The following is a 20,946-nucleotide window of genomic DNA, read 5'->3' on the forward strand; positions in this document are numbered from 1 at the left end:
GATGGACGATCTGGTGGGTCGAAATCATTCGTTCGGGCGAGTGTTGGTGCGCTTGATGATTGCGGAGATAATTTTATCCCAGTCGGCCGGGTGCAGCTCGTGTCCGCCCCCTTCGATTTCGACCAGCCTGGCTCCATCAACCGCCGTTGCGACGGCCGCTCCATGTTCGACCGGGAAAACCGGATCAGCTGTGCCGTGAATGACCAGAAGGGGCACTTTCATCTCGTGCAGCCGATCTCGCCACGCGTCGCTGATCTCAAACAGGACGCTATGATCGGTGGCGCTGAGGTAGCCGCCTGAGCGGTCGAAATCCCGTTCGATGAAGGCTCTGGTCTCGGCCTCGTCGAACGGATGTACCGTGCTCGCGACCAAACGCGCATCCTCGAGCATGTAAGCGACCGCCTCTGCCCGGTCCGACCAGTCCACCTCCATGTTCATGTGTTCCATCCAGGCCGTACCGCTGGCAGGAAGGTGGGTTGTGTTCATTCCAACCGGCGAACTGCTGATCGCGGTCAGGGAAAGCACGCGTTCAGGATGTTTGAGCGCTGTTGCCTGGCCGATCATGCCACCGAGGGACATCCCGACCACGTGGGCCGCGGAAATTCGGTAGCCGTCGAGAACGCGGATCACGTCCCCGACAGCATCGTCGAAGGCATATCCCGGCTGACCTGGCGGATATTTCGTCGAGAGACCGGTATCGCGATGGTCGTAGCGAATGACAAAGCGGCCGTGTTCAGCGACCCGGCGGCAGAATCTCTCAGGCCACCATAGCATAGATGCCATTCCCCCCATGATGAGGACGACCGGCGGATGGGCAGAATCGCCGAAGGCTTCGGTGGCGATCTCGACGTCATTGCCCTTAATGATGAGCATGCTCTTGCAAGCCTCCCTCGATCTGCTGAAATGTGGTTGCGAATGGCAACTGGTTGCAGATTAGTACAACCGGTTCTGTTTTGCAATCAGTTCTTCGAAATTTCAAATTAGCCGCTCAAATAGGATGGCCTGCCCCCGCTTGGGGCTACCCCTAGATCAATCTTTGAAGGTGCTGGCGACAAAGGGTCGAATGACGACTGGATCGCGCCCATTCGCTTCGAACGGAGGGATGTTCGGCTCCGTACATGCGCGGAACATTTACTGAAGGCCCGTCGTAAGCGTCGCCACCAAGCCCCGCGACGGCTTCATCCGATTTGTTTACAGAAGCCATCAAAGCCTTAATTTATTATCAGATTAGCTAAAAGATTTGGAGGGAGATCTCTTTTAGCTGCGCACGAACTTCGGCAGCTGATGGTGACCGTCACTAGCCTCACACGCGCAAGTCGGAACTCGACTGAACACACAGGCCGCCGATAAGGTGGGGGTGTATGGCACAGTGCTGTGTCCCGGATGGGCAGACCACCATGGCTGCGTCGACTAGCACCGTAATTGCCCCAAGCGCCCCAATGGCGATGACCGCCGATTTTCTGCATCTCTGTTACGTTCGAGGCTCGATTGGCTGCCAAATGCTTATTCTGCGGGTCTCGGGCATTAGGAAGATGGCTAGCACGAAGCACACTGCAGGAACTGCGATTGGATAGATCAGCGCGTACCCGATGCTACCCGTCGCTGCGAAAGCCGCTGAGGTGATGAACGGTACCAATCCGCCACCCCAGCCGTTTCCGATGTGATACGGCACTGATACCGACGTGTACCGAATCCTTCCGGGAAAATACTCAGCCAGAAACGCCCCAACCGGCCCGTAGACCATGCCGACATAGCAAACGAGGATGAAGATGATGAAGATCGCAATTGGATAGTTGATGTTGTCAGGCTGCGTGACCGCACCGAGCCACAAATACAGCGGATAGTAGGTGAGCGCGGCGAGCAGCATTCCTCCCAGGATTACTGGCTTGCGGCCGATTATGTCGGAAAGCCAGCCAAACAGGATTAGGCTCGGCGTTGCGAGAAGCAGTGCCGCTCCGACGATGTAGGCGGAGTTCAGCGGATCCACTTTGGAGACCTGCTGCAGAAAGTACAACGCCCAGAACTGTCCGCTGTACCAGACCACACCCTGGCCGATGAGCACGATGGTGGCAATGCCCACATATTTGATGTTGGAGCTGAGGAAAGCTTCCCTCCAGGGATTTTGGGTCATCTGCCCCTTGGCCTTGATCTCCTGGAAGATTGGTGTCTCCTGGAGCTGGAGCCGGATGTAGACTGCGATGCCTACCAGCAGGAACGATACCAGGAACGGAACGCGCCACGCCCATGCGTCGAAAGCTTCACTGCCGAAATAGGTTCGTGCCGCGATGATCACCGCCAGCGACACCACGATCCCGAGAGTTGGAGAAGTCTGAAGCCAGCCTGTGTAGTAGCCGCGGCGCTCGTCAGGGACGTGCTCGGCGACGTAGGTGATGGCACCGCCATACTCGCCGCCCAAGCACAAGCCCTGGATCATCCGCAAGCTGAAGAGAAGGAACGCAGCCGTCAGACCGATCGACTCGTAGGTCGGGATTAAACCGATCGCACCGGTGCCCAACCCCATTCCAGTTAGCGTAATCAGGAACGTGTATTTGCGGCCGACCCGATCGCCCATCCAGCCGAAGAGGAAAGCGCCCAGTGGGCGGATCAGGAATCCTGCCGTAAAGAGCGCAATCGTACTCAGCAGCGCCGCAACCGGGTGTGATTGCTCGAAGAACTTGACGGACAGAACCGCAGCCAAGCTCCCGAAGATATAGAAGTCATACCATTCGATGATGTTTCCCACCGATGCCGCAACGATCACACGGCGGAAATCCGTCGGGACTTGAACAGCCATGTTGCTTCCTCCCGTTTCAAGACATGGCTCCCAGTACAATACTTTACCACAAAAAATAGCTTGGCCAAAATTGAGTATTGCTCCGGAACGGACAGATCCCTGGAAGTAAGGGCTGGCGGAAAACTCCTCACCCGCGGCAATTGTAACCGGTAACGCCTCCAAGTCGCGCCATTGGATGGGAGGCAAGACACGCGATTTGAAGCGGTGAGGCTCATCGATCCTCACTGCGTGCACGGGAACCGTGTCCGAAACGGGTACAATTCTCTTTGCCCCTTTCCTGTATCGCTGGAGTGAAGCCTATCGCCTGTTGATACGAAGGTTGAAGAAAGGAACACGGGACTTGGCACGCCTGCCCAATGTGGACTGGGCTAGCCGCGAAGGCCGGACAGGGACGATGCTAGCGCGGAGCTTCCGTAGTAGTCGGAGCGCAGGAAAGCTGACTGCAGGGCCTAGGGAAGCAGGGAGACGATAGAATTGTAAGACCGAGGAATGATCCATGGACTTGAATCATCAAGTCCATGAGGCTTGGATTCTCGGCGTTCAACGCACGCTTATCATGCGGAGTGCCTTAGGGTTCTTGGCGTCGAGATTTACCACACATGACATACTACGAGTCCGGCATGCCAACGTGCGCCGGGCTCCGTCTTTCGCAAAATTTCGCCGCTCCTAAACCCCCCCAGGGTTCCATCCGCGCCCTCTGTTGCCGAACATTTCGTATCCGTCCGTCGTGACGGCGACCGTATCCTCCAACTTGATGAAACCGCGTCGCGGATGAAGCATCGTCGTCTCGACGGAAATGATCATGCCTACCTCCAGGGGCCGATCCGCGTCCACGCCTTCATAGGCGACGGGGTGGTTGGTCATCAGGAACGGTGCTTCGTGGCTGATGAGCCCCATGCCGTGGCAGAAGAAGTCAGTAAAGGCGGCCGAAGGCGAGCTCTTCAAAATCTCTTCCACCGAAGCAATCATCTCACTGCCTGTTGCCCCGGCCTTGATCCTGGCAAAGGCCGCCTTCTGGATCGAATCGACTTCAGCTAGCAGGTCCTCGAGCTCCGCATCGGGCTCGCCGAGCACGCCCATCCGGCAAAGGTCACCGATATAGCCCTGGTAGTTGCCGCCGGAATCAATCGAAAGCACCTCACCTTTCGCCCATGCCTGCGGCGAGGCCGCACGGTTGTGACTAGCACCCAAGGTCAGCAGGCAATACTCGAAATGCAGCCCGCGATTGGTCTCTTCTCGCCTGAGTCGTTCAATGATCTCGCCCTTGGTGGATCCCTCTCGTGCAGCCGCGATGGTGGCGAGCATTGAATCGGTGATCAGTTCGGAGGCAACCTTGAGCTTCTCCAGCTCCTGCGGTGTCTTGATCGAGCGCAGTCGCTCGAGCGTGTGCGTCGCGTCCACGAAGCGCGCACCATCAAGGCGAGAAGCAAAGAGATCCCGCGCATCAGCGGGCAGGAAGGACGGTTCGATGCCGACGCGAGCACCCGCCTTTCCGATCTTCCTCAGGTGCTCGACCGCAAGCGCTGCTGCGTCGAGCGTACCCCATGTCGCCGTATGAACGGCGGGTGTCCAGAAAGGGTTGTTCTGATGTTCTCCCCCTTCCATGCGGTTGCCAATATACGCGGAATGATCGGGGGAGCCCTTCTCATAAACGACGATCGGCAGATAACGGCTGTGGCCGATCGCATCCATTGCGGCGAAGAAGATGAATTTGTAACCGCCCAGCAGGTACTGCGTGTTGTGCTTGGACGTGGCGAGCAGAACGTCGATGCCCGCCTCCTCCATGAGCCTGTCGAGTTTCGCCGCATCGAAGGGCGGCCCCGCCGCCAGCGTTTGTCTTGGGCTGATAGCCACGGAATTTCTCCCACAAAGCCGTTGTCGTGCGCCCTCAGGTACCGGGCGGGATTAGACGGAAATCCGGCAGATCCCGAAGCGCACGCTCAGGACCTGCCGGTGAATAGACCACGAAAAGCTGCATCGGGCCGGGACCCGTGTTCCTCGTCGAGTGGAATCGGCTTTCCGGTACATAGATCGTGCAACCGGGCCCAACCCTCTGCGTCACCGGATCGCCGTTCTCGTCCTCCACCATCTGCTCGCCCTCTCCCGAGACGACGAAAATGATCTCTTCCGCGCCCGGATGATTGTGACGCGTATGCCCCTCCCCGCTCGGCAAATCGACCACACCGCCCGAGAAGCGTTCGGCCCCGTTCACCTCCGGCGCGACCGTCAGCGCAAGTCGGCCCCAGTCGAAGCCGAAGCTGTAGACATCCGTCGGGTAGAGAAAATATTCTTCCTTTGCCATGCCGCGGCCTCCTCCGCATCTTGCTCGCTTCAGACCACAGTACTGATGGCAAGCGCCTTGAACTCTTCCGTCTGCCTGCGGATCGCCACCTCGGCAGGCAGGCGTTCCATTGAACTCGCGCCATAAAAACCATTGCAGCCTGGGCAACGATCCAGGATGTACCGTGCATCCTCCGGCATCGAAATCGGCCCCCCGTGGCAGAGCACAATGACGTCCTTGCGGACCGAGCGCGCGGCCGCCGCGATCGCGTCGATTTCGCTCACGCAGTCGTCGAGCGAGATCGCGGAAGTGGCGCCGATCGCGCCTCCCGTGGTAACGCCCATATGAGCGACGACGATGTCTGCACCCGCCTTCGTCATCGCGATCGCTTCTTCCTCGTTAAAGACATAGGGTGTCGTCAGGAGGTCGAGCCGGTGGGCCTCGGCGACCATGTCCACCTCGAGACCATAGCCCATCCCGGTCTCCTCGAACCCCCGCCGCATCCGTCCATCGAAGAGGCCGATGGTGGGGAAGTTCTGTACGCCGGAAAAGCCCATGGCCTTCAGTTCCGCGAGAAACTGGGGCATGAGAATGAATGGGTCGGTGCCATTGACGCCGGCGAGTACCGGTGTAGCCGTCACGACCGGCAGCACCTCTAAGGCCATTTCCTTCACGATTTCATTGGCATTTCCATAGGCGAGCAGACCGGCCGCCGAGCCGCGGCCCGCCATTCGGTAACGGCCGGAGTTATAGATGATAATGAGGTCGATGCCGCCCGCCTCCTCGGCCTTGGCCGAAATTCCCGTGCCGGCCCCACCTCCGATGATCGGCTTGCCGGCGCTGATCATGCCGTGGAACTTTTCAAGAATGGTCTTGCGGGGGATTAGTGGCATCGGTTTCTCTTTCAGGGGTTGGCAATGTCTCGATAGGCGGCGACTGCGGCCTCGGCGAACTGCGGATCGTTGATGTGGAGCGGAAGGCGTTCGATGCGGCGCCGGTCACTTCTATTGACGGTGGTCTCCAATGCTTCGAAGAGCGCCGCATCCGCCGCAGGATCGAAGAAGGCGCCGCCCTCGATATCCAGCGCCGACACGCCTCGCTCCGGGATCAGGAACCGGAGAGGTCCGCTGCAGAGGTTCAGCTTTGCGCCAATCCACCTTCCGATCGCGGCGCATTCCTCCGGAGTCGTGCGCATGAGCGTGACGTTGGGGTTGTGGCGATACAAGAGCCGGCCGGAATATCGCTCCGGTACTGTCTCTGGCGCCCAGAAATTGACCATATCCAAAGCCCCGACGGAGCCGACATAAGGCAAATCGGTGCGCGCAATTGCGCCGAAACGATCCTCGGTGGCCGGCAGCACGCCGCCGAAGAGAAGATCGCACACCTCCGTCGTCGTGATATCGAGCACACCCGATAGAAGCCCGCTGTCTGCAAGCTTCTCCATTGCTCGTCCGCCGGTGCCTGTGGCGTGGAAAACCAAACAGTCATGGTCGGCCTTCAGTCGTTCAACGATGGCAGTCACACAGGGCGTCGTCACGCCAAACATGGTCAGGCCGAGAGCGGGCTTCGAGGCTGTTTCCTCCGCAGGCCTGTTCGCCATGGCGGTAGTCGCCTCGGCCGCGTTTTTTAGTATCACGCGGCTCACGCGGTTGAGCCCGGCCATGTCGGTAACCGACGGCATCATGATGATGTCTGAGACGTCAACATAAGGTCCCACGTCGCCCGACGCGAGCGTCGAGACCATGACCTTCGGTAGCCCGAGCGGCAGCCTGCGCATGCCGGCGGTGATAATCGACGTCCCGCCGCCGCCACCCATGCCCACCACGCCGGCGACGTCGTCCCGGGCGGGCAGGAACCTTGCGAAGGCCTCGCCCATGGCAGCGATCGCTGTTCCCCGATCGTTGCCGGAAAGCACCGCGGCGGCGCCCCCCGGATGCACCGCGGCCACGGTTTCGGCGGAGATGTCGACCAGAACCGTGGGGCGACGCGTGCCGACATCGACCAAAACGGGCCGGCCGCCCGCTGCCTCAACGCAGGACGCAAGATAAACGAGTTCCTCCCCCTTCGTGTCGGCCGTGCCAACGACGTAGATACGCTTCATCTCTCCTCCCCGGCGGCCCTGGCCCTCCTCTGCCTTGAAAAGCCGCCTCATGCCGCCCGATTGCCGGCACTTGCAAAAATATGAGATGCGCGTATCGTAAAGACATGGATGTCTCACGTCAACATAGCGAATCCTCCGCACCCGCCGAACGCGGTCCCCGAGCCCGCACACGCAAACTCATGTTGGATACCGCCACGCGGTTGATGCAGTCCGGTATAACCCCCTCGGTGAGTGAGGTCGCGGAAGCCGCTGAAGTTTCGCGCGCCACCGCCTACCGATACTTTCCGAGCCAGGCGGCGCTGGTTCATGCGGTGGTGCACGAGGCGCTCGGCCCGATCCTCGACTGGAGATCCGAAGCGCCCGATGCGCTCACCCGCGTTGGCGATCTGCTCGCGACCGCCATGCCGCGCATCGATGAGTTCGAGGCGACGTTCAAGGCTGCGCTGAAGCTCTCGCTCGACCAGTGGGCGCAGCGCCAGGCAGGTACGCTCGGCAACGAACCACAGCTCACGCGAGGGCACCGCGTCGAACTCCTTCGACAAGTCACCGTGCCACTCGAGGGCAAGGTGTCGGCTGAGGCCCGCGAGCAGCTGGCTCAGGCGCTCTCGCTTGTCTTCGGTGTCGAGGTGCTGGTCGTGCTCAAGGATATTTGGGGCCTCTCGGCCGAACGCGCGCAAGCCGTTGCAGAATGGGCGGCAGCAGCCTTGGTCGAGGCGGCGGTCCGGGATGCGCAAACCGCGGCATGATCTCGCGCACTCCCGCCCGCATAGGAACTGGTTTGACCAATTTAGATGATGCGCGTGCATAACGACTTAGCGACAGCTCTTTCCTGCTTGAGCTGAGGTAAAGTATACAGGTTCAATTCCGTAGGAGAATCCAGCGTTATGAACGGTGATCTGCGGCAGATGGCGACGAACAGTAATCTTGACGCTCGTTGGCTTTGGTACTACCAGATTGGTGCTGCGTTCGTTTGGGCCTGATATCTGTCCCAAGCCGCAATGGGTCGGAGGAGGACCCGCCGCAGAAGCGCCAATCAGGAGGATTTGACAGACGGACCGCCGTTGTAAAGCGGGCGGGATGCACAAAAGGGGAGGAAAAATTATGCGCAAGACAGTGGCCGGGCTGTTGGCCGGTATCAGCTTTATGATCGCCTGCGGGACGTCCGCACAATCACAAGAACTGACGATTTTCTGGGCCGAATGGGACCCGGCCAATTATCTCCAGGAGCTTGTAAACGAATACGAGGCCGATACCGGCGTGAAAGTCACGGTCGAAACGACTCCATGGGCGGACTTTCAAACGAAGGCCTTTACCGAATTTAACGCCAAAGGCTCGGCCTATGACATGGTCGTCGGCGACTCACAGTGGATCGGCGCCGCATCTGAGGCCGGCCACTACGTCGACCTCACCGAGTTCTTCAACCAGCACAAGCTAAACGAGGTGATGGCTCCTGCTACGGTGAAGTACTACTCGGAGTATCCTGCGAACTCCGGCAAGTACTGGTCGATCCCTGCCGAGGGCGACGCTGTCGGGTGGTCATACCGCAAGGATTGGTTCGAGGACCCTACGGAGATGGAAGCCTTCAAGGCGAAGTATGGCTATGATCTCGCTCCGCCCAAGGACTGGAAGCAGTTGCGCGACATCGCCGAGTTCTTCCATCGTCCGGACCAGAAACGCTACGGCATCGCGATCTACACCGACAACTCCTACGACGGCCTCGTTATGGGCGTGGAGAACGCCATCTTCTCTTTTGGAGGAGAACTCGGAGACTACAGCACTTACAAGGTCGATGGGATCATCAACTCGGAGAAGAACGTCAAGGCTCTGGAAGCCTACCGCGAGCTTTACGGTTTTACGCCTCCTGGATGGGCCAAGTCCTTCTTCGTTGAGAACAACCAGGCCATCACTGAAAATCTGGCGGCGATGAGCATGAACTACTTCGCCTTCTTCCCGGCGCTGGTCAATGAAGCATCAAACCCAAACGCGAAGGTCACCGGCTTCTTTGCCAATCCGGCCGGCCCCGAGGGCGACCAGTACGCCGCGCTCGGCGGCCAAGGCATCTCCATCGTCTCCTATTCGGAAAACAAGGAAGAGGCGATGAAATTCCTTGAGTGGTTCGTCAAGGACGAGACACAGAAGCGCTGGGCCGAGCTCGGCGGTTACACGGCAAGCGCCAAGGTGTTGGAGTCCGAAGAGTTCCAAAACGCGACGCCCTACAACAAGGCCTTCTACGAGACCATGTTCAGAGTAAAGGACTTCTGGGCAACGCCGGAATATGCCGAGCTGCTGATCCAGATGAACCAACGCATTTATCCCTATGTGACGGCCGGCCAGGGTACAGCAAAGGAGGCGCTCGACGCTCTCGCCAAGGACTGGAACGCGACCTTCAAGAAGTACGGTCGCCAATAACGCTAAGACACTACGGGAGGGTGCCCGGCTCCCTCCCGTTCTTCAACTTGGCACCGGACAGGCTCGGACGCGGCGACGCGCGGGCAACACATGGCGCAAGTGCGCCCGGCGTCGGGCTCTGGGAGGAGGAGCACATTGGCCACCGTGGTTATGACATCGTTGGATTCGAAGTCACGCGCGGCTTCGCGCGGCTTGAGCGACATCAAAATTCGCAATCTTTTCATTATTCCGACGATCCTGTTCCTGATCGTCTTCAACATCTTCCCGTTGATCTACTCGCTCGGCTATTCTTTCACCGACTTTCGTGCTTCGACGAACGCGCCGGCCACCTTCGTCGGCCTGCAGAACTACCGGGAACTGTTAAACGACCCCTTCATCTGGGCGAACTTCGCCATTACGGCGAAATACGTGATCGTGTCGGTTACCGGTCAGGTTGTCGTCGGTTTCGGCACGGCGATGCTGCTCAACCGTGAAATTCCGTTCAAGGGTCTCATCACGACACTGCTTCTGCTGCCGATGATGCTGTCGATGGCGGTGGTCGGGCTCTTCTGGAAGCTGCTCTACGATCCTTCCTTCGGCATCATCAACTACGCGCTCGGCCTCGGCTCTTTCGAGTGGCTGGCGAATCCCGAAATGGCACTTTACGCTGTCGCCATTACCGACATCTGGATGTGGTCACCATTCGTGATGCTGCTCTCGCTCGCAGGCCTCTCCGCCGTACCGAGGCACCTTTACGAGGCGGCTGCCATCGACCGAGCGGGACCGTTCTACACGTTCTTCCGTATCACTCTGCCGCTCGTTGCGCCGATACTCATGATCGCGATCATCTTTCGCACGATGGAGGCTTTCAAGACTTTCGATCTCGCCTACATTCTCACGAGCCAACCGACCACAGAGGTGATCTCGATCCGCCTCTACAAGATGGCGTTTCAGGAATGGCAGACCGGGCGGTCCTGCGCACTCGCCTACATAGTGCTGATCATGGTGCTCGCGATCACCAACATTTACGTCAAATACCTCAACAGGGTGAAGGAGCGCTGAGATGGCGGCCGTCCAAACTCGCTCCGAGCGCGCGCTGAACCGGCTAGCGATCGCCGCAGTGCTCGTAATCACGCTGCTGTTCCTCGCACCGATCTATTGGATCACGTCAACGGCCTTCAAACCGCGCAACCTCGCAACGACCATCCCCCCGACGGTTATCTTCGAGCCGGAGATCTCGCCTTTCGTCAAGCTCTTCACCAAGCGCTCTCAGTTGCGGTCAGCACCTGAGCCCGAAGACTATGCCGCCGCTCCCTGGTGGGAACGGCTGGTCTTCGACGGGGGTGAAAAGGTCGTGCGTTCCGGACGCGGTCAGGTGCAGTTATCCGGCTATCCCAATCGCTTCATGAATTCGCTCATCGTGGCGATCACCTCTACAGTGCTCGCCGTCGCCATGGGCACCTTCACGGCCTACGGCTTCTCGCGTTTCAAAGTGAAAGGCGAAGCGGACCTGTTGTTCTTCATTTTATCGACACGCATGCTGCCGCCCGTGGTCGTGGCTATCCCTATGTTCCTAATGTACCGGGCTGTCGGGCTGAACGACACTCACTGGGGTCTTATAATCCTCTACACCGCCTTCAATCTATCCTTCTCGGTCTGGCTGATGAAGGGCTTCATCGACGAGATTCCGAAGGAGTATGAGGAAGCGGCGCTCGTAGACGGCTACACGCGCTTGGAAGCCTTCTTCAAGATTGTGTTGCCGGAGGCCGCCACAGGGATCGCCGCGACCGCCGTGTTTTGCTTCATTACAGCGTGGAATGAATATGCTTTCGCGCTGATTATGACGAACCGGCGCGCGCAAACGGCACCGCCCTTCATCCCAAGCCAGGTCGGTTCTGGCCTACCCGATTGGACGGTCATCGCTGCAGGTACCTTCCTGTTCCTGCTACCGGTCGCAATCTTCACCTTCCTGCTCAGGAACCATCTCCTGCGCGGCATGAGCTTCGGAGCGATTCGCAAATGACGTTTCGTGCGATAAACCAGAAGTATCTCGCGCCAGGCGCGCAGCTTCTGATGATATTTGGGATCATCGCCCTGTGCCAGCCATGGAACCTGTTCCTTCATCGCTATGGATTGACGATGACGTTAGTTGGGCTGATTGCCTTCATGATCACGTCGAAGGTTCCGCCGGAACAGAAAGCTGACGAAGGCAGGAACCCATGACGCAAATTGAATTACGCGGGATTGAGAAGCACTTTGGTGCCGTTCAGGTGATCAAGGACCTCAATCTCACCATCGCCGACAACGAGTTCATTGTTCTGCTTGGCCAGTCCGGCTGCGGCAAGACGACCACTCTACGTGCGATCGCCGGGCTCGAAACGATCGATGAAGGCGACATCCTCATAGACAGTCAGCCGGTGCAGCACATAAAGGCGGCGCACCGAGACATCGCCTTTGTATTCCAGTCCTTCTCCCTCTACCCGCACATGACGGTGTTCGAGAATATCGCTTTCCCGCTCCGCGCCACACGCGGCAACCGTGCGGATATCGAGCGCGAGGTTCAGGCGGTTGCAAAAACGCTCCAGATCACCCACCTCCTCGTCAAAAAACCCTCCGCTCTTTCCGGCGGCGACATGCAGCGCGTGGCGATTGGTCGGGCACTCGTCCGGCGTCCGAAGGCGATGCTCATGGATGAGCCGATCGGCGCGCTTGACGCGAAGCTCCGCGAAGAGATGCGCGCTGAAATCAAGCGACTTCACATCAAACAGGGCTCGACAACGATCTACGTAACCCATGACCAGGTCGAAGCGATGTCCCTCGCCGACCGCATTGTCGTCATGCACGAAGGTGTGCTGCAGCAAGTCGGCAGCCCTCATGAGGTCTACGCTCGTCCTGCCAACATGTTCGTCGCGCAGTTTGTCGGGAGTCCGGTCATGAACATGTCTGACGTGACGGTTTCCGAGGACGCCGGGCATGCGCGCGTCGTGGTCCGAGGTGCTCCAACTTCCTTCGATTTTCCATCGAATCTCACGGCCCAGCTCGCTGTCGCTGGGGCTCAAAGCGGTAATCTCACCCTCGGCGTACGACCTGAAGGGGTTCTCGTGTCCAGGGAAGCACGTGAGGGCTTCGTGCCCGTCGAGGCCCATATCATCGAACCGCTCGGCTCGCATGACATCATAGACCTGAAGGTTGGCGACCAGATGCTGCGCGCGCGGACAAAAAGTGGTTTCGTACCCCGGCCCGGCGAGGCCGTCTGGGCTCGAATAGATCCGGCTCAGGCGCATTTCTTCGACAGCTCGACTGGCACATCTTTCGGGATCAGGCTCTGATGGCGCATATCGAACTCAAAGGCATCACCAAGACCTTCGGAACCCACACCGCCCTGAGGGATCTCAGTTTTGAAATTGCCGACGGAGAGTTTTTCGTGCTGCTCGGCGAGACGGGCGCCGGCAAGACGACGACCCTCAGGCTGATTGCCGGGCTCGAAAAGCCGACGGGCGGACAGATCTTCATCGACGGTGAGGATGTTGCCGACTGGGGCGCCGCCGAGCGCGACGTGGCACTTGTGCTGCAGCAGTATTCGCTCTATCCGCGCTATACCGTCCGCGAGAATCTCGAATTCCCGCTGAAATCTCGCATCCGGCGTGTCGAACCGGCCGAGATCAAGGAGCGTGTCGCGCGTGTCGCGAGGACGCTCCGCATCGAGCATCTACTCGACCGCAAGACGGACCGCCTTTCGGGGGGCGAGATGCAGCGCGTGTCCATCGGCCGAGCCATCGTGCGCAAGCCGCGCCTCTTTTTGATGGACGAGCCCCTTTCCGCCCTCGACGCCAAACTCCGGGAGGCGCTGCGCACTGAACTCAAGAACCTTCAGATGAATCTCGGCGCGACCTTCCTCTTCGTCACCCACGATCAGATCGAAGCCATGTCAATGGGCGACAAGATCGGCGTACTCAACAACGGCCAGCTTGTTCAGACAGGCACCCCACAGGAGATCTATCGCTATCCAGTCAACACCTTCGTTGCACGTGCGGTCGGATCGCCGCCAATGAACCTGATCTCCGGCAAGCTCGGGGCCAGCGAGGCTATCGCGGACGAAGGCTACCGCTTGCCCTTTGACGCCGCCCTCGGCGCTGGGCTTGACGGACGGCCACTTACCTTCGGTATTCGCCCTGAGGATCTCTTTCTCGAAAGCGGCGCACCAGGTGAGGCCCGCGTACACGACGTCGAGAACCATGGCGTCGAGAAGATCGTCACGCTCCGTACAGGTAACCATTTCTTGCAGGCGACGGTGCCAGCTCAGACCGACCTCGAGATCGAGGAGTGTGTTCGCTTCTCCTGGAATCCGGAAAAAGTCGTGCTCTTCGACGGCGGAAGCGGGATGAGCCTGCGCCATGCTGGCTGAGGCGTCATTGACGGCAAAAAAACCGATTCAGTCCTGGTCGTGCCTTTCCGCCCGTTTGCCCGTCATTCACATGGCCACCATGACGCGTCCACCCGGAACGGGCGAAGCCCTATCGAGGGAACCGCCGCCTGTAGTGTTCGACGACCTCAGGGTTGCGGAGATTAACGGGCAATCCCCCTTCCATGACGCGGATCGCTTCGGCCGCAGCTCCTTTTCCCATGCGCATCATGCTTTCCTCGGTGATGCCGGCGAGATGAGGCGTCACAATCACATTGTCCTGCCGGAAGTAGGGATGCTCGGGCGGCAGGGGCTGTGTAGAGAACACGTCAAGGGCAGCGCCGCCGATACGCCCCCTCTCTAGCGCCTCGATCAAGGCAGCATCGTCCACGACCGGACCGCGCGACACGTTAACGAGGATCGCGCCCGGCTTCATGCGCGCAATTCGCTCGCGGCTTAAAAGCCCGGTCGTCTTGGGCGTGAGCGGGCAACAGAGAACGACGATATCCGCCGTCGACACCAAGTCGTCGACTGAGAGAAACCGGACACCGTCCGGCAGGCTTTCCGGCGAGCGGCTGTTCGCAACGATCTCCAGCTGGAACCCGTACTTCGCGATCCGGAAGACCGCCTTTCCAACATTGCCCATGCCGATGACACCCATGATCCGGCCGGCGAGATCAAGTGCTCGGTCGGAGTGGGCTCGCCCAGCACTCCAACCCATGTTTCTGAGATCGCGGTCCATAGGACGGAACTGTCGCAGCAACGCAAGCGTCACCATGAATACATGCTCCGCAACGGTCGGTGCGTTGACCGCCGGCACGTTGGCGATAAGCACACCGGCGGCCGTGGCCGCGTCATAGGGAATCATGTCGAGCCCCGCACCGTGCCGGACTACGGCGCGCAGGGCCGGTACATTTCCGAAGAAGGCGGGCGGTATCGGAGCGCGCACGATGACAATCTCCGCACCCTCACCTTCACGAAGCAACGTTTCGGGATCCGGGGCGGACGCGACGCGGAGATCACCCGCCTTCAGCATAGCTTCGGCATCGGGGTGCAGGCGGTGGGTCGAGAAAATGAAACTCATCGGCCTCCTCATTGCCGACCGGGGACTACTCCGCGGCTGTTGCAGGCCCGCCGATGAGACCCTTCCAGTAGCTTTCCGCGCCCTGAAGATGCGCGTTCATCAAAGCCTGTGCGAGATTGCCGTCGCGTGCGAGCAGCGCCTCATAGATACGGATATGTTCTTCATGCGAGCGGCGGCTGCGGGCGATATCAGCGAAGTAGATAGGCAGTCGCTGTTCGCCCATGGTGTAATAGACGCTGCAGATCCGGTGGAACACGCTGTTCTTCGTCGCCCGCACGATCTCCAGATGAAAGTCCCTGTCCTCGCGCGCGAGGCCCTCGCCCGCAGCAATCTTCGTCTCGGAAGCGGCGAGAATTTCGCGCAGCCGTTCGTAGTTCTCTTCCGTCGCCCGTGCGCAGGCGAGCTCCGCAGCCTTGATTTCGTGGATCTTGCGGAGTTCTACCGTCTCGTAGATCACGATCGGGTCCAGTGGTACGCCAGCGCGCGCGAAGAGTGCTATAGCCTCAACACTCGCCTCCGTCGTCGTCAGATAGATACCCGACTTCGGCCGGCGCTCCACAATGCGCATGGCCTCCAGGATTGCCAGAGCCTCCCGGACCTGTCCCCGGCTGACGGCGAAGTGCTCGGCGAGCTCCCGCTCCGAGGGTGTTCGCCCACTGCCGCTCGAAGTCGAAAATAGATGGGCCGCCAGATCCGAAAGCAGATTGTTTTCTTTCATAATTAAAGTCTTTGCGCATGAGTCTCCAGGACGCGCTCATTTATCGTAAATCCCAAGCCTGGTTTATCGGGAATCTCTAGCATCCCGTCCTTAACGGCGACAGTTTCCTCGACGAGGTCGTGAATCATCGGGTTCGCGCCGACCGAGTATTCGACGACGAAGCTTGCCGGGGAGGCCGCGCAGATGTGCAGGCCAGAGAAGAAACACGGCGCACCGGCCCACAAATGCGGTGCAAGACGGAGGTTGAAGGCACTGGCGATCGCACCGATGCGCATGGCCTCCGTAATGCCGCCGCAGAACGCCGGATCAGGCTGGAAAATATCGGCTGAGCGCAGCACCGCAAGGTCGCGGAAAGCGAAGCGAGTGGCCTCGCTCTCGCCGGTGGCGATCGGCACGTTTCCAGCGGCGCGCACTTCCGCCATGCCGGCCTTATCGTCTGCGATCACCGGCTCCTCGAACCAGGCAAGATCGCAATCCCGGACGAGCTGGATGAAACGTTTCGCGTCGGCAACCGTGTAGGTGCCATGCGCATCGACCATGATATCCACCGAGGGGCCCAGCGCCTTGCGGGCAGCACGCACGCGGGCGGCCGAGACATACGGCGCGCCGTCCATCGCGCCGACCCTCATCTTGACCGCCTTGAAACCGCCACTGGCAAGGTAGGACTGCAGTTGGCCGCCGATCTTTTCGGCACTCTCCCACCCGCCCGAAGCATAAGCAGGCAGCCGATCCGCCTTACGCCCGCCGAGCAGCTTCCATACCGGCACGCCCAGCGATTTGCCAAGGATGTCCCACAACGCGATGTCCACAGCACTGATAGCGGCAATCGAGAGGCCCCGGCGTGAGAGCTCCGGCATAGCATGACCCGACATCGCCGCCTTTTCGTGGCGCACGCCATTGTAGAGCATCTCCCAGACGGCGGAGATATCAGCGGCATCGCGACCGACGAGCCTCGGCCCTACCTCATAGTTGAGCATGTGCACGAGCGTGCCGTAAGAACCCGCACTACCCGCAGCATTCTTGCCCTCACCCCACCCCACGATCCCGTCATCTGTTTCTATGCGCAGGATCGCCGCGTCGAAGGTTGTCAGGCGACCGAAATCGCTTTGATGCTGCCGATTGGCTGCGATAGGTATTCGAACCCACCAGGCTTGGACGGTCTTGATACGCATTTCGCCTCCCAACCTCGCAGCACGAAGGCCGCAGGGCATGCTCCGTCCTCACTTGATCAGCGGCAGGATCGTCTCTGCGGTGATCCGCATCTGGTCATCGTAGAATTTCTCGGTCAGTAGGCTCGATCCGTGGTCCTGGATGAATTTGAGCTGCTCCGGCGGGATATCGACCGGGTTGCGCTCGACCATATCGGGGTATTTCGCCGCCGGCGTGCGGTCTACCGGAGCCACGAACTCATTGGTGAGCGCGCCGTCGTATCCGATCTCTTTCAACGTGGCGACGATCTTCGGCCAGTCGAGATGACCGAGGCCCGCCGCAAAGCGGTTGTTGTCCGCCACATGGAAATCGAAAAGCCGGTTTCCGGCAAGCCTGATGGCGTCATATATGTCCTCCTCCTCGATGTTGAGATGAAAAGCATCGAGGCAAACGCCGCAATCGGGATCAACTGCATCGGCTAGCGCGAGCGCTTGGGCAGCACGGTTGAAGAGATAAGTCTCGAACCGGTTCAGCGGTTCAATCGCCAGCCGGACGCCCTTTTCCCGGGCGTGGGCGAAGCACTCCTTCGTCGCATCCACGACCCACTGCCATTCCTCCTCCTCGGTGCCATCCGGAACAACCTTGCCGACGGTCGCAGGTACAAGGGTGACGATCTCGCCTTCGAGCTCACTGACCATCGTTATAACACTCTTGACGTAGTCCACCGACTTTGCTCGCTGGCTCTCATCCTTGGCTGCGAGGTTGCGCTCACCGAGCGTTAGCGTTACCGCTCCCCAGCAGCGAATGCCGTGTTCTTTGAGCAGTGCGCGGGTGTCCTTGATGTCGTACTGGGCCGGCTCGCCTGAAATCTCGATGCTCTCGTAGCCGTACTTCTTGATGCGTTTCAGCGTGACGGCGAGAGGCTCCGCCCGCATCCAGTTGTGCGTCGAAAGGTGCATAAACGTCCTCCCAAACTATCGTAGCTGCCGCGGCACTCGAGGGTGCCGGAGCATCTCCTCCACTCCGACCGAACCTATTCTGGTTTGGCCAATTCTACTTCCCTAAAAGGTCTATCCCAAATTACATGTGCCGGCAAGGCGGCTTACGCAACCTCGCGTTTCTGGGATTTTTCACAAGTGTCCATCCTATCTCGGTGCTTCGGTCCAAAATCATCGCCGTTGCTAACTTGACCAGATCGCCGCATTTGGTATTACCAGATGGCGACCGGGTGGGGAGGCGTTACCGCGGCAGTGAGAAACGGGAGGAAGGAACCATGAAGATCGGTATGTGCATGTTTCTTTGGACGACGAGCGTCAGCCGGAAACATGAAAAGCTACTCCGGGACATCAGGGCGACTGGCTTCGACGGTGTAGAAATACCGATCTTCGAGGGCACTCCGGACGACTACCGCCGCCTCGGCGCATTGCTCGATGGCATAGGTCTGGAGCGCACTGCTGTTTCTGCCATGAGCGACCCATCCATGAACCTGATTTCGCCTGACACTGCGAGCCGCAAGCGCGGCATCGCCTACATGCAATGGGCTATCGATTGCGCGGCCGCCCTCGGCGCTCACGCGCTAAGCGGTCCACTGCATTCTACGCTAGGCCAGTTCTCCGGTACCGGGCCCACCGCCGCGGAACTGAGGCGGTCCATCTCCTCGCAGCGCACGATCGGCGATCATGCCGCCCAGCGCGGTGTCACCGTTGCGCTCGAGGCGCTGAACCGCTTCGAATGTTATCTCGTCAACACAATGGACGACCTTACTGCTCATATTGATGCAATCGGGCATCCGAACATTCGCGCCATGTATGACACCTTTCACAGCAATATCGAGGAAGCCGATCCCGTGGGGGCCTTCACCCGCAATGCGGACCGAATCGTTCATGTCCACATCTCAGAAAACGACCGCGGGGTACCGGGTCATGGCAACATTCCATGGCCGGAGACCTTCAAGGCAATCCGTGCGAGCGGCTATGACGGCTGGCTGACAATCGAGGCCTTCGGCCGCGCATTGAAAGACCTCGCGGCAGCAACGAAGGTCTGGCGCGATTTCTCCGAGACGCCCGAAGTCGTCTATCGCGATGGATACCGTCACATCCGGGACGGATGGAAGGCAGCGGCATGACGAACCGGCCTTTTGGACGAAATCACAGAACTCCAGTTGAAATAGTCTTTGTGGCGCGCTCACCAACGCTCCCGAACAGTTGAAGTTGGGCGCGGTGGCAGCGCGAGCGTCACCAGGTTCGTTGGGGCCGGCAGGACTAAGCGTCGCCTTGCCTTACCGATTTTGGATTTGTGGAATTCCTCCTGCTCGTCCAAAGCGTTCAGCATGGAAGTTAAAGCTTAGATCCGTCCGCTTGACTGGTTGGAAACCTACGCAATCACTGTGCGGGTTCTGATTCCGTAGTTTACCGATGGGCTACAGTCGACGTGCCAGTTCTCGAAAGGTCAATTCGGCCTGGCCGGCTGAATCGGGTCAGATTTTCTGCAGCGAGATCGGCTGCTTCACCGCTGTCAGATCAGGGCCGCGGACGACGCGATACCGCGCTTCAACGAGGTTATAGATGCCGAAAGCAGCAATACCGGCAGCGGCCGCGATGTACAGAATCGAGCCGAACGGCAGTTGTCGAAGCCACTCCAGGGCATCGCTGATGCTGCCAGCCTGTTCCGGGTCGACCCGGAATCCCGCATAGGCAAACAGGATACCGATAATCACGAAGACTGCGCCACGCGCGACGAGGCCGTAAATGCAGATCAACGTAAGGACGCGGTTCCGGTCGGGAATGCGAAGATATCGCTCGAACTTTCGGGTGAGGCCTTTGTAGGCGGTGACGACCCCACCGACGATGAAGCCGATCCCGACCGCGATTGCCAGGTACGAGCCGAATGGCTTCGACATGATCCATTCCGCCAGCCCTTTCTCACCCGATTCCTGGTCTCCTCCCGCGAAAAATAATGCATGTCCAAGAGCGTAGCCGGCAAGCCCAAGGTAGATTGCAGCGCTGCCGAACAGTGCACTGCGCACAGTGAGCCCCTTGCGACCGGATCCGTGGCCATCACTATCTGCAAGGGACTGGGCCAATCTCCAGGCGACGAACCCGAGCAGGCCGAGCCCGATCAATCCGACCCAGACCCGGCCGAAGGGCTGTCCAAGCAGCGTCAAGAGCGCTGATTTCATTTCCGGTTGACCGCCTGTCACTCCGGAGAAAAGAGCGAGTCCGGCAACGAGAATGAACACGACACCACGGGCGGTGTAGCCGGCTTTCGCAAGTACGTCGAAACGAAATCTTGAGATCATCGTGCTCTCCGCGCTCCAATTTTCTTCGTCTACTAACCCACGACCTGCCGGAAGGTTGTCGCGGTCCGATCCAAACCCTCGGTCGGCCACAGGCAAACACCCATTGCAAGATCGAATGCCCGGACATTGCCCGAACAGCCGCTTGTCATGGGAATTCGGGTGTTGCGGTTCTTCACTCCCCACGTTGTTCCTTGCCATTAATCGCTGAGACATGCCATCAAGACACAGACGCAAGCGCCCGCGAAGACCGTTGCAGCCAAGCCGACATCACAAGGTGCGCAGCAAAGGTATGCTCCGAGCGTATCTTCGTCAGGCAAGCCCACACACTTCAGGAGAAACTCATGTTTGACCATGTCAAGTTCGGCGTCAGCGACTACGCAGCGAGCAGAGCGTTCTTCCTCAAGGCACTCGAACCGCTCGGCGTAGCCGTAGTCTCTGAGGGTCTGCCGGCGTACGGTGTCGAGCTTAGCCCAAAGGGCAAGGCTTCATTGTGCCTGTACCAAACCGAGGAGAAGCCAGCGCATCTTCACTTGGCGTTCACGGCCGACAATCGCCAGCAAGTCGAAGCCTTCTACCGCGCGGCTCTCGAGGCGGGTGGCAAAGACAATGGTGCTCCTGGCCTGCGCCCCCACTACCACGCGAACTACTATGCAGCATTCGTCATTGGTCCGGACGGGCACAACATCGAAGTGGTTTGCCACGAACCCGAGGCCTGATCCCGCCATCGAGGG

At 59.5% G+C, this 20,946-nt stretch carries 20 protein-coding genes; 9 read left to right on the top strand and 11 right to left on the bottom strand.

Annotated features, from left to right (window positions below):
* Nucleotides 1-24: 24 nt before the first annotated feature.
* From M1D43_RS27765 to M1D43_RS27790, 6 genes are all read right to left on the bottom strand, one after another.
* Nucleotides 25-873, bottom strand: a complete 849-nt coding sequence (locus M1D43_RS27765; RefSeq protein WP_498814787.1) for an alpha/beta fold hydrolase — start codon at nucleotides 871-873, stop codon at nucleotides 25-27.
* Nucleotides 874-1,471: 598 nt separating this feature from the next.
* On the bottom strand, nucleotides 1,472-2,794 hold the full coding sequence (locus M1D43_RS27770) for an MFS transporter (RefSeq protein WP_014990105.1): 1,323 nt from the start codon (nucleotides 2,792-2,794) through the stop codon (nucleotides 1,472-1,474).
* Between the two features lie 666 nt (nucleotides 2,795-3,460).
* Entirely contained in the window at nucleotides 3,461-4,648 is a 1,188-nt protein-coding gene (locus M1D43_RS27775) for a M24 family metallopeptidase (RefSeq protein ID WP_127623698.1), read from the bottom strand.
* A gap of 34 nt (nucleotides 4,649-4,682) precedes the next feature.
* Entirely contained in the window at nucleotides 4,683-5,096 is a 414-nt protein-coding gene (locus M1D43_RS27780; protein ID WP_088196219.1) for a cupin domain-containing protein, read from the bottom strand.
* Nucleotides 5,097-5,125: 29 nt separating this feature from the next.
* Nucleotides 5,126-5,968 (bottom strand): phosphoenolpyruvate hydrolase family protein, encoded by an 843-nt coding sequence (locus M1D43_RS27785; protein WP_498814788.1) that lies wholly within the window; start codon nucleotides 5,966-5,968, stop codon nucleotides 5,126-5,128.
* Between the two features lie 11 nt (nucleotides 5,969-5,979).
* Nucleotides 5,980-7,176: a Tm-1-like ATP-binding domain-containing protein gene (locus M1D43_RS27790; RefSeq protein WP_088196221.1), complete on the bottom strand. Its 1,197-nt coding sequence runs from the start codon at nucleotides 7,174-7,176 to the stop codon at nucleotides 5,980-5,982.
* 104 nt (nucleotides 7,177-7,280) lie between these two features.
* Here M1D43_RS27790 and M1D43_RS27795 point away from each other — a divergent pair, with 104 nt between their 5' ends.
* The 7 genes from M1D43_RS27795 to M1D43_RS27825 all read left to right on the top strand — a co-directional run bounded on the left by M1D43_RS27795 (nucleotide 7,281) and on the right by M1D43_RS27825 (nucleotide 13,969).
* On the top strand, nucleotides 7,281-7,922 hold the full coding sequence (locus M1D43_RS27795) for a TetR/AcrR family transcriptional regulator (RefSeq protein ID WP_017264152.1): 642 nt from the start codon (nucleotides 7,281-7,283) through the stop codon (nucleotides 7,920-7,922).
* 355 nt (nucleotides 7,923-8,277) lie between these two features.
* Nucleotides 8,278-9,585 carry an ABC transporter substrate-binding protein gene (locus M1D43_RS27800; RefSeq protein WP_498814790.1) on the top strand — a complete coding sequence of 436 codons (1,308 nt, stop codon included), beginning with the start codon at nucleotides 8,278-8,280 and terminating at the stop codon, nucleotides 9,583-9,585.
* 135 nt (nucleotides 9,586-9,720) lie between these two features.
* Nucleotides 9,721-10,626, top strand: coding sequence for a carbohydrate ABC transporter permease (locus M1D43_RS27805; protein ID WP_003526755.1), 906 nt, complete (start codon nucleotides 9,721-9,723; stop codon nucleotides 10,624-10,626).
* 1 nt (nucleotide 10,627) lies between these two features.
* A complete protein-coding gene (locus tag M1D43_RS27810; RefSeq protein ID WP_003526762.1) occupies nucleotides 10,628-11,587 on the top strand; it encodes a carbohydrate ABC transporter permease in 960 nt (319 codons plus the stop codon).
* Nucleotides 11,584-11,787 carry a hypothetical protein gene (locus M1D43_RS27815; RefSeq protein WP_003526763.1) on the top strand — a complete coding sequence of 68 codons (204 nt, stop codon included), beginning with the start codon at nucleotides 11,584-11,586 and terminating at the stop codon, nucleotides 11,785-11,787. The genes M1D43_RS27810 and M1D43_RS27815 overlap by 4 nt, the downstream gene beginning before the upstream one ends.
* Nucleotides 11,784-12,893 (top strand): ABC transporter ATP-binding protein, encoded by a 1,110-nt coding sequence (locus tag M1D43_RS27820; RefSeq protein ID WP_017264149.1) that lies wholly within the window; start codon nucleotides 11,784-11,786, stop codon nucleotides 12,891-12,893. The genes M1D43_RS27815 and M1D43_RS27820 overlap by 4 nt, the downstream gene beginning before the upstream one ends.
* Complete coding sequence (locus tag M1D43_RS27825; RefSeq protein ID WP_498814792.1) at nucleotides 12,893-13,969, top strand: ABC transporter ATP-binding protein; 1,077 nt, start codon at nucleotides 12,893-12,895, stop codon at nucleotides 13,967-13,969. Before M1D43_RS27820 ends, M1D43_RS27825 begins: the two co-directional genes overlap by 1 nt.
* A 109-nt stretch (nucleotides 13,970-14,078) precedes the next feature.
* Here the strand turns inward: M1D43_RS27825 and M1D43_RS27830 are convergent, their stop codons facing one another.
* From M1D43_RS27830 to M1D43_RS27845, 4 genes are read right to left on the bottom strand one after another with little or no spacing between them, the layout of a single operon-like run.
* Nucleotides 14,079-15,050, bottom strand: a complete 972-nt coding sequence (locus tag M1D43_RS27830) for a 2-hydroxyacid dehydrogenase (protein WP_017264148.1) — start codon at nucleotides 15,048-15,050, stop codon at nucleotides 14,079-14,081.
* A 25-nt stretch (nucleotides 15,051-15,075) separates the two neighbouring features.
* A complete protein-coding gene (locus M1D43_RS27835; protein WP_017264147.1) occupies nucleotides 15,076-15,768 on the bottom strand; it encodes a FadR/GntR family transcriptional regulator in 693 nt (230 codons plus the stop codon).
* Between the two features lie 2 nt (nucleotides 15,769-15,770).
* Complete coding sequence (locus M1D43_RS27840; protein ID WP_013845481.1) at nucleotides 15,771-16,940, bottom strand: mandelate racemase/muconate lactonizing enzyme family protein; 1,170 nt, start codon at nucleotides 16,938-16,940, stop codon at nucleotides 15,771-15,773.
* Between the two features lie 48 nt (nucleotides 16,941-16,988).
* Nucleotides 16,989-17,876 carry a sugar phosphate isomerase/epimerase family protein gene (locus M1D43_RS27845; protein ID WP_010967714.1) on the bottom strand — a complete coding sequence of 296 codons (888 nt, stop codon included), beginning with the start codon at nucleotides 17,874-17,876 and terminating at the stop codon, nucleotides 16,989-16,991.
* Nucleotides 17,877-18,190: 314 nt separating this feature from the next.
* On the opposite strand from M1D43_RS27845, the gene M1D43_RS27850 reads away from it, so the two are divergent.
* Nucleotides 18,191-19,042 (top strand): sugar phosphate isomerase/epimerase family protein, encoded by an 852-nt coding sequence (locus M1D43_RS27850; RefSeq protein ID WP_010967715.1) that lies wholly within the window; start codon nucleotides 18,191-18,193, stop codon nucleotides 19,040-19,042.
* Between the two features lie 351 nt (nucleotides 19,043-19,393).
* On the opposite strand, the gene M1D43_RS27855 is transcribed toward M1D43_RS27850, so the two are convergent.
* Complete coding sequence (locus tag M1D43_RS27855; RefSeq protein ID WP_498814806.1) at nucleotides 19,394-20,215, bottom strand: DUF1206 domain-containing protein; 822 nt, start codon at nucleotides 20,213-20,215, stop codon at nucleotides 19,394-19,396.
* Nucleotides 20,216-20,556: 341 nt separating this feature from the next.
* On the opposite strand from M1D43_RS27855, the gene M1D43_RS27860 reads away from it, so the two are divergent.
* Nucleotides 20,557-20,931, top strand: a complete 375-nt coding sequence (locus tag M1D43_RS27860; RefSeq protein ID WP_013845485.1) for a VOC family protein — start codon at nucleotides 20,557-20,559, stop codon at nucleotides 20,929-20,931.
* Nucleotides 20,932-20,946 lie beyond the last annotated feature (15 nt).

Source organism: Ensifer sp. R1-3 (genome assembly GCF_056739175.1).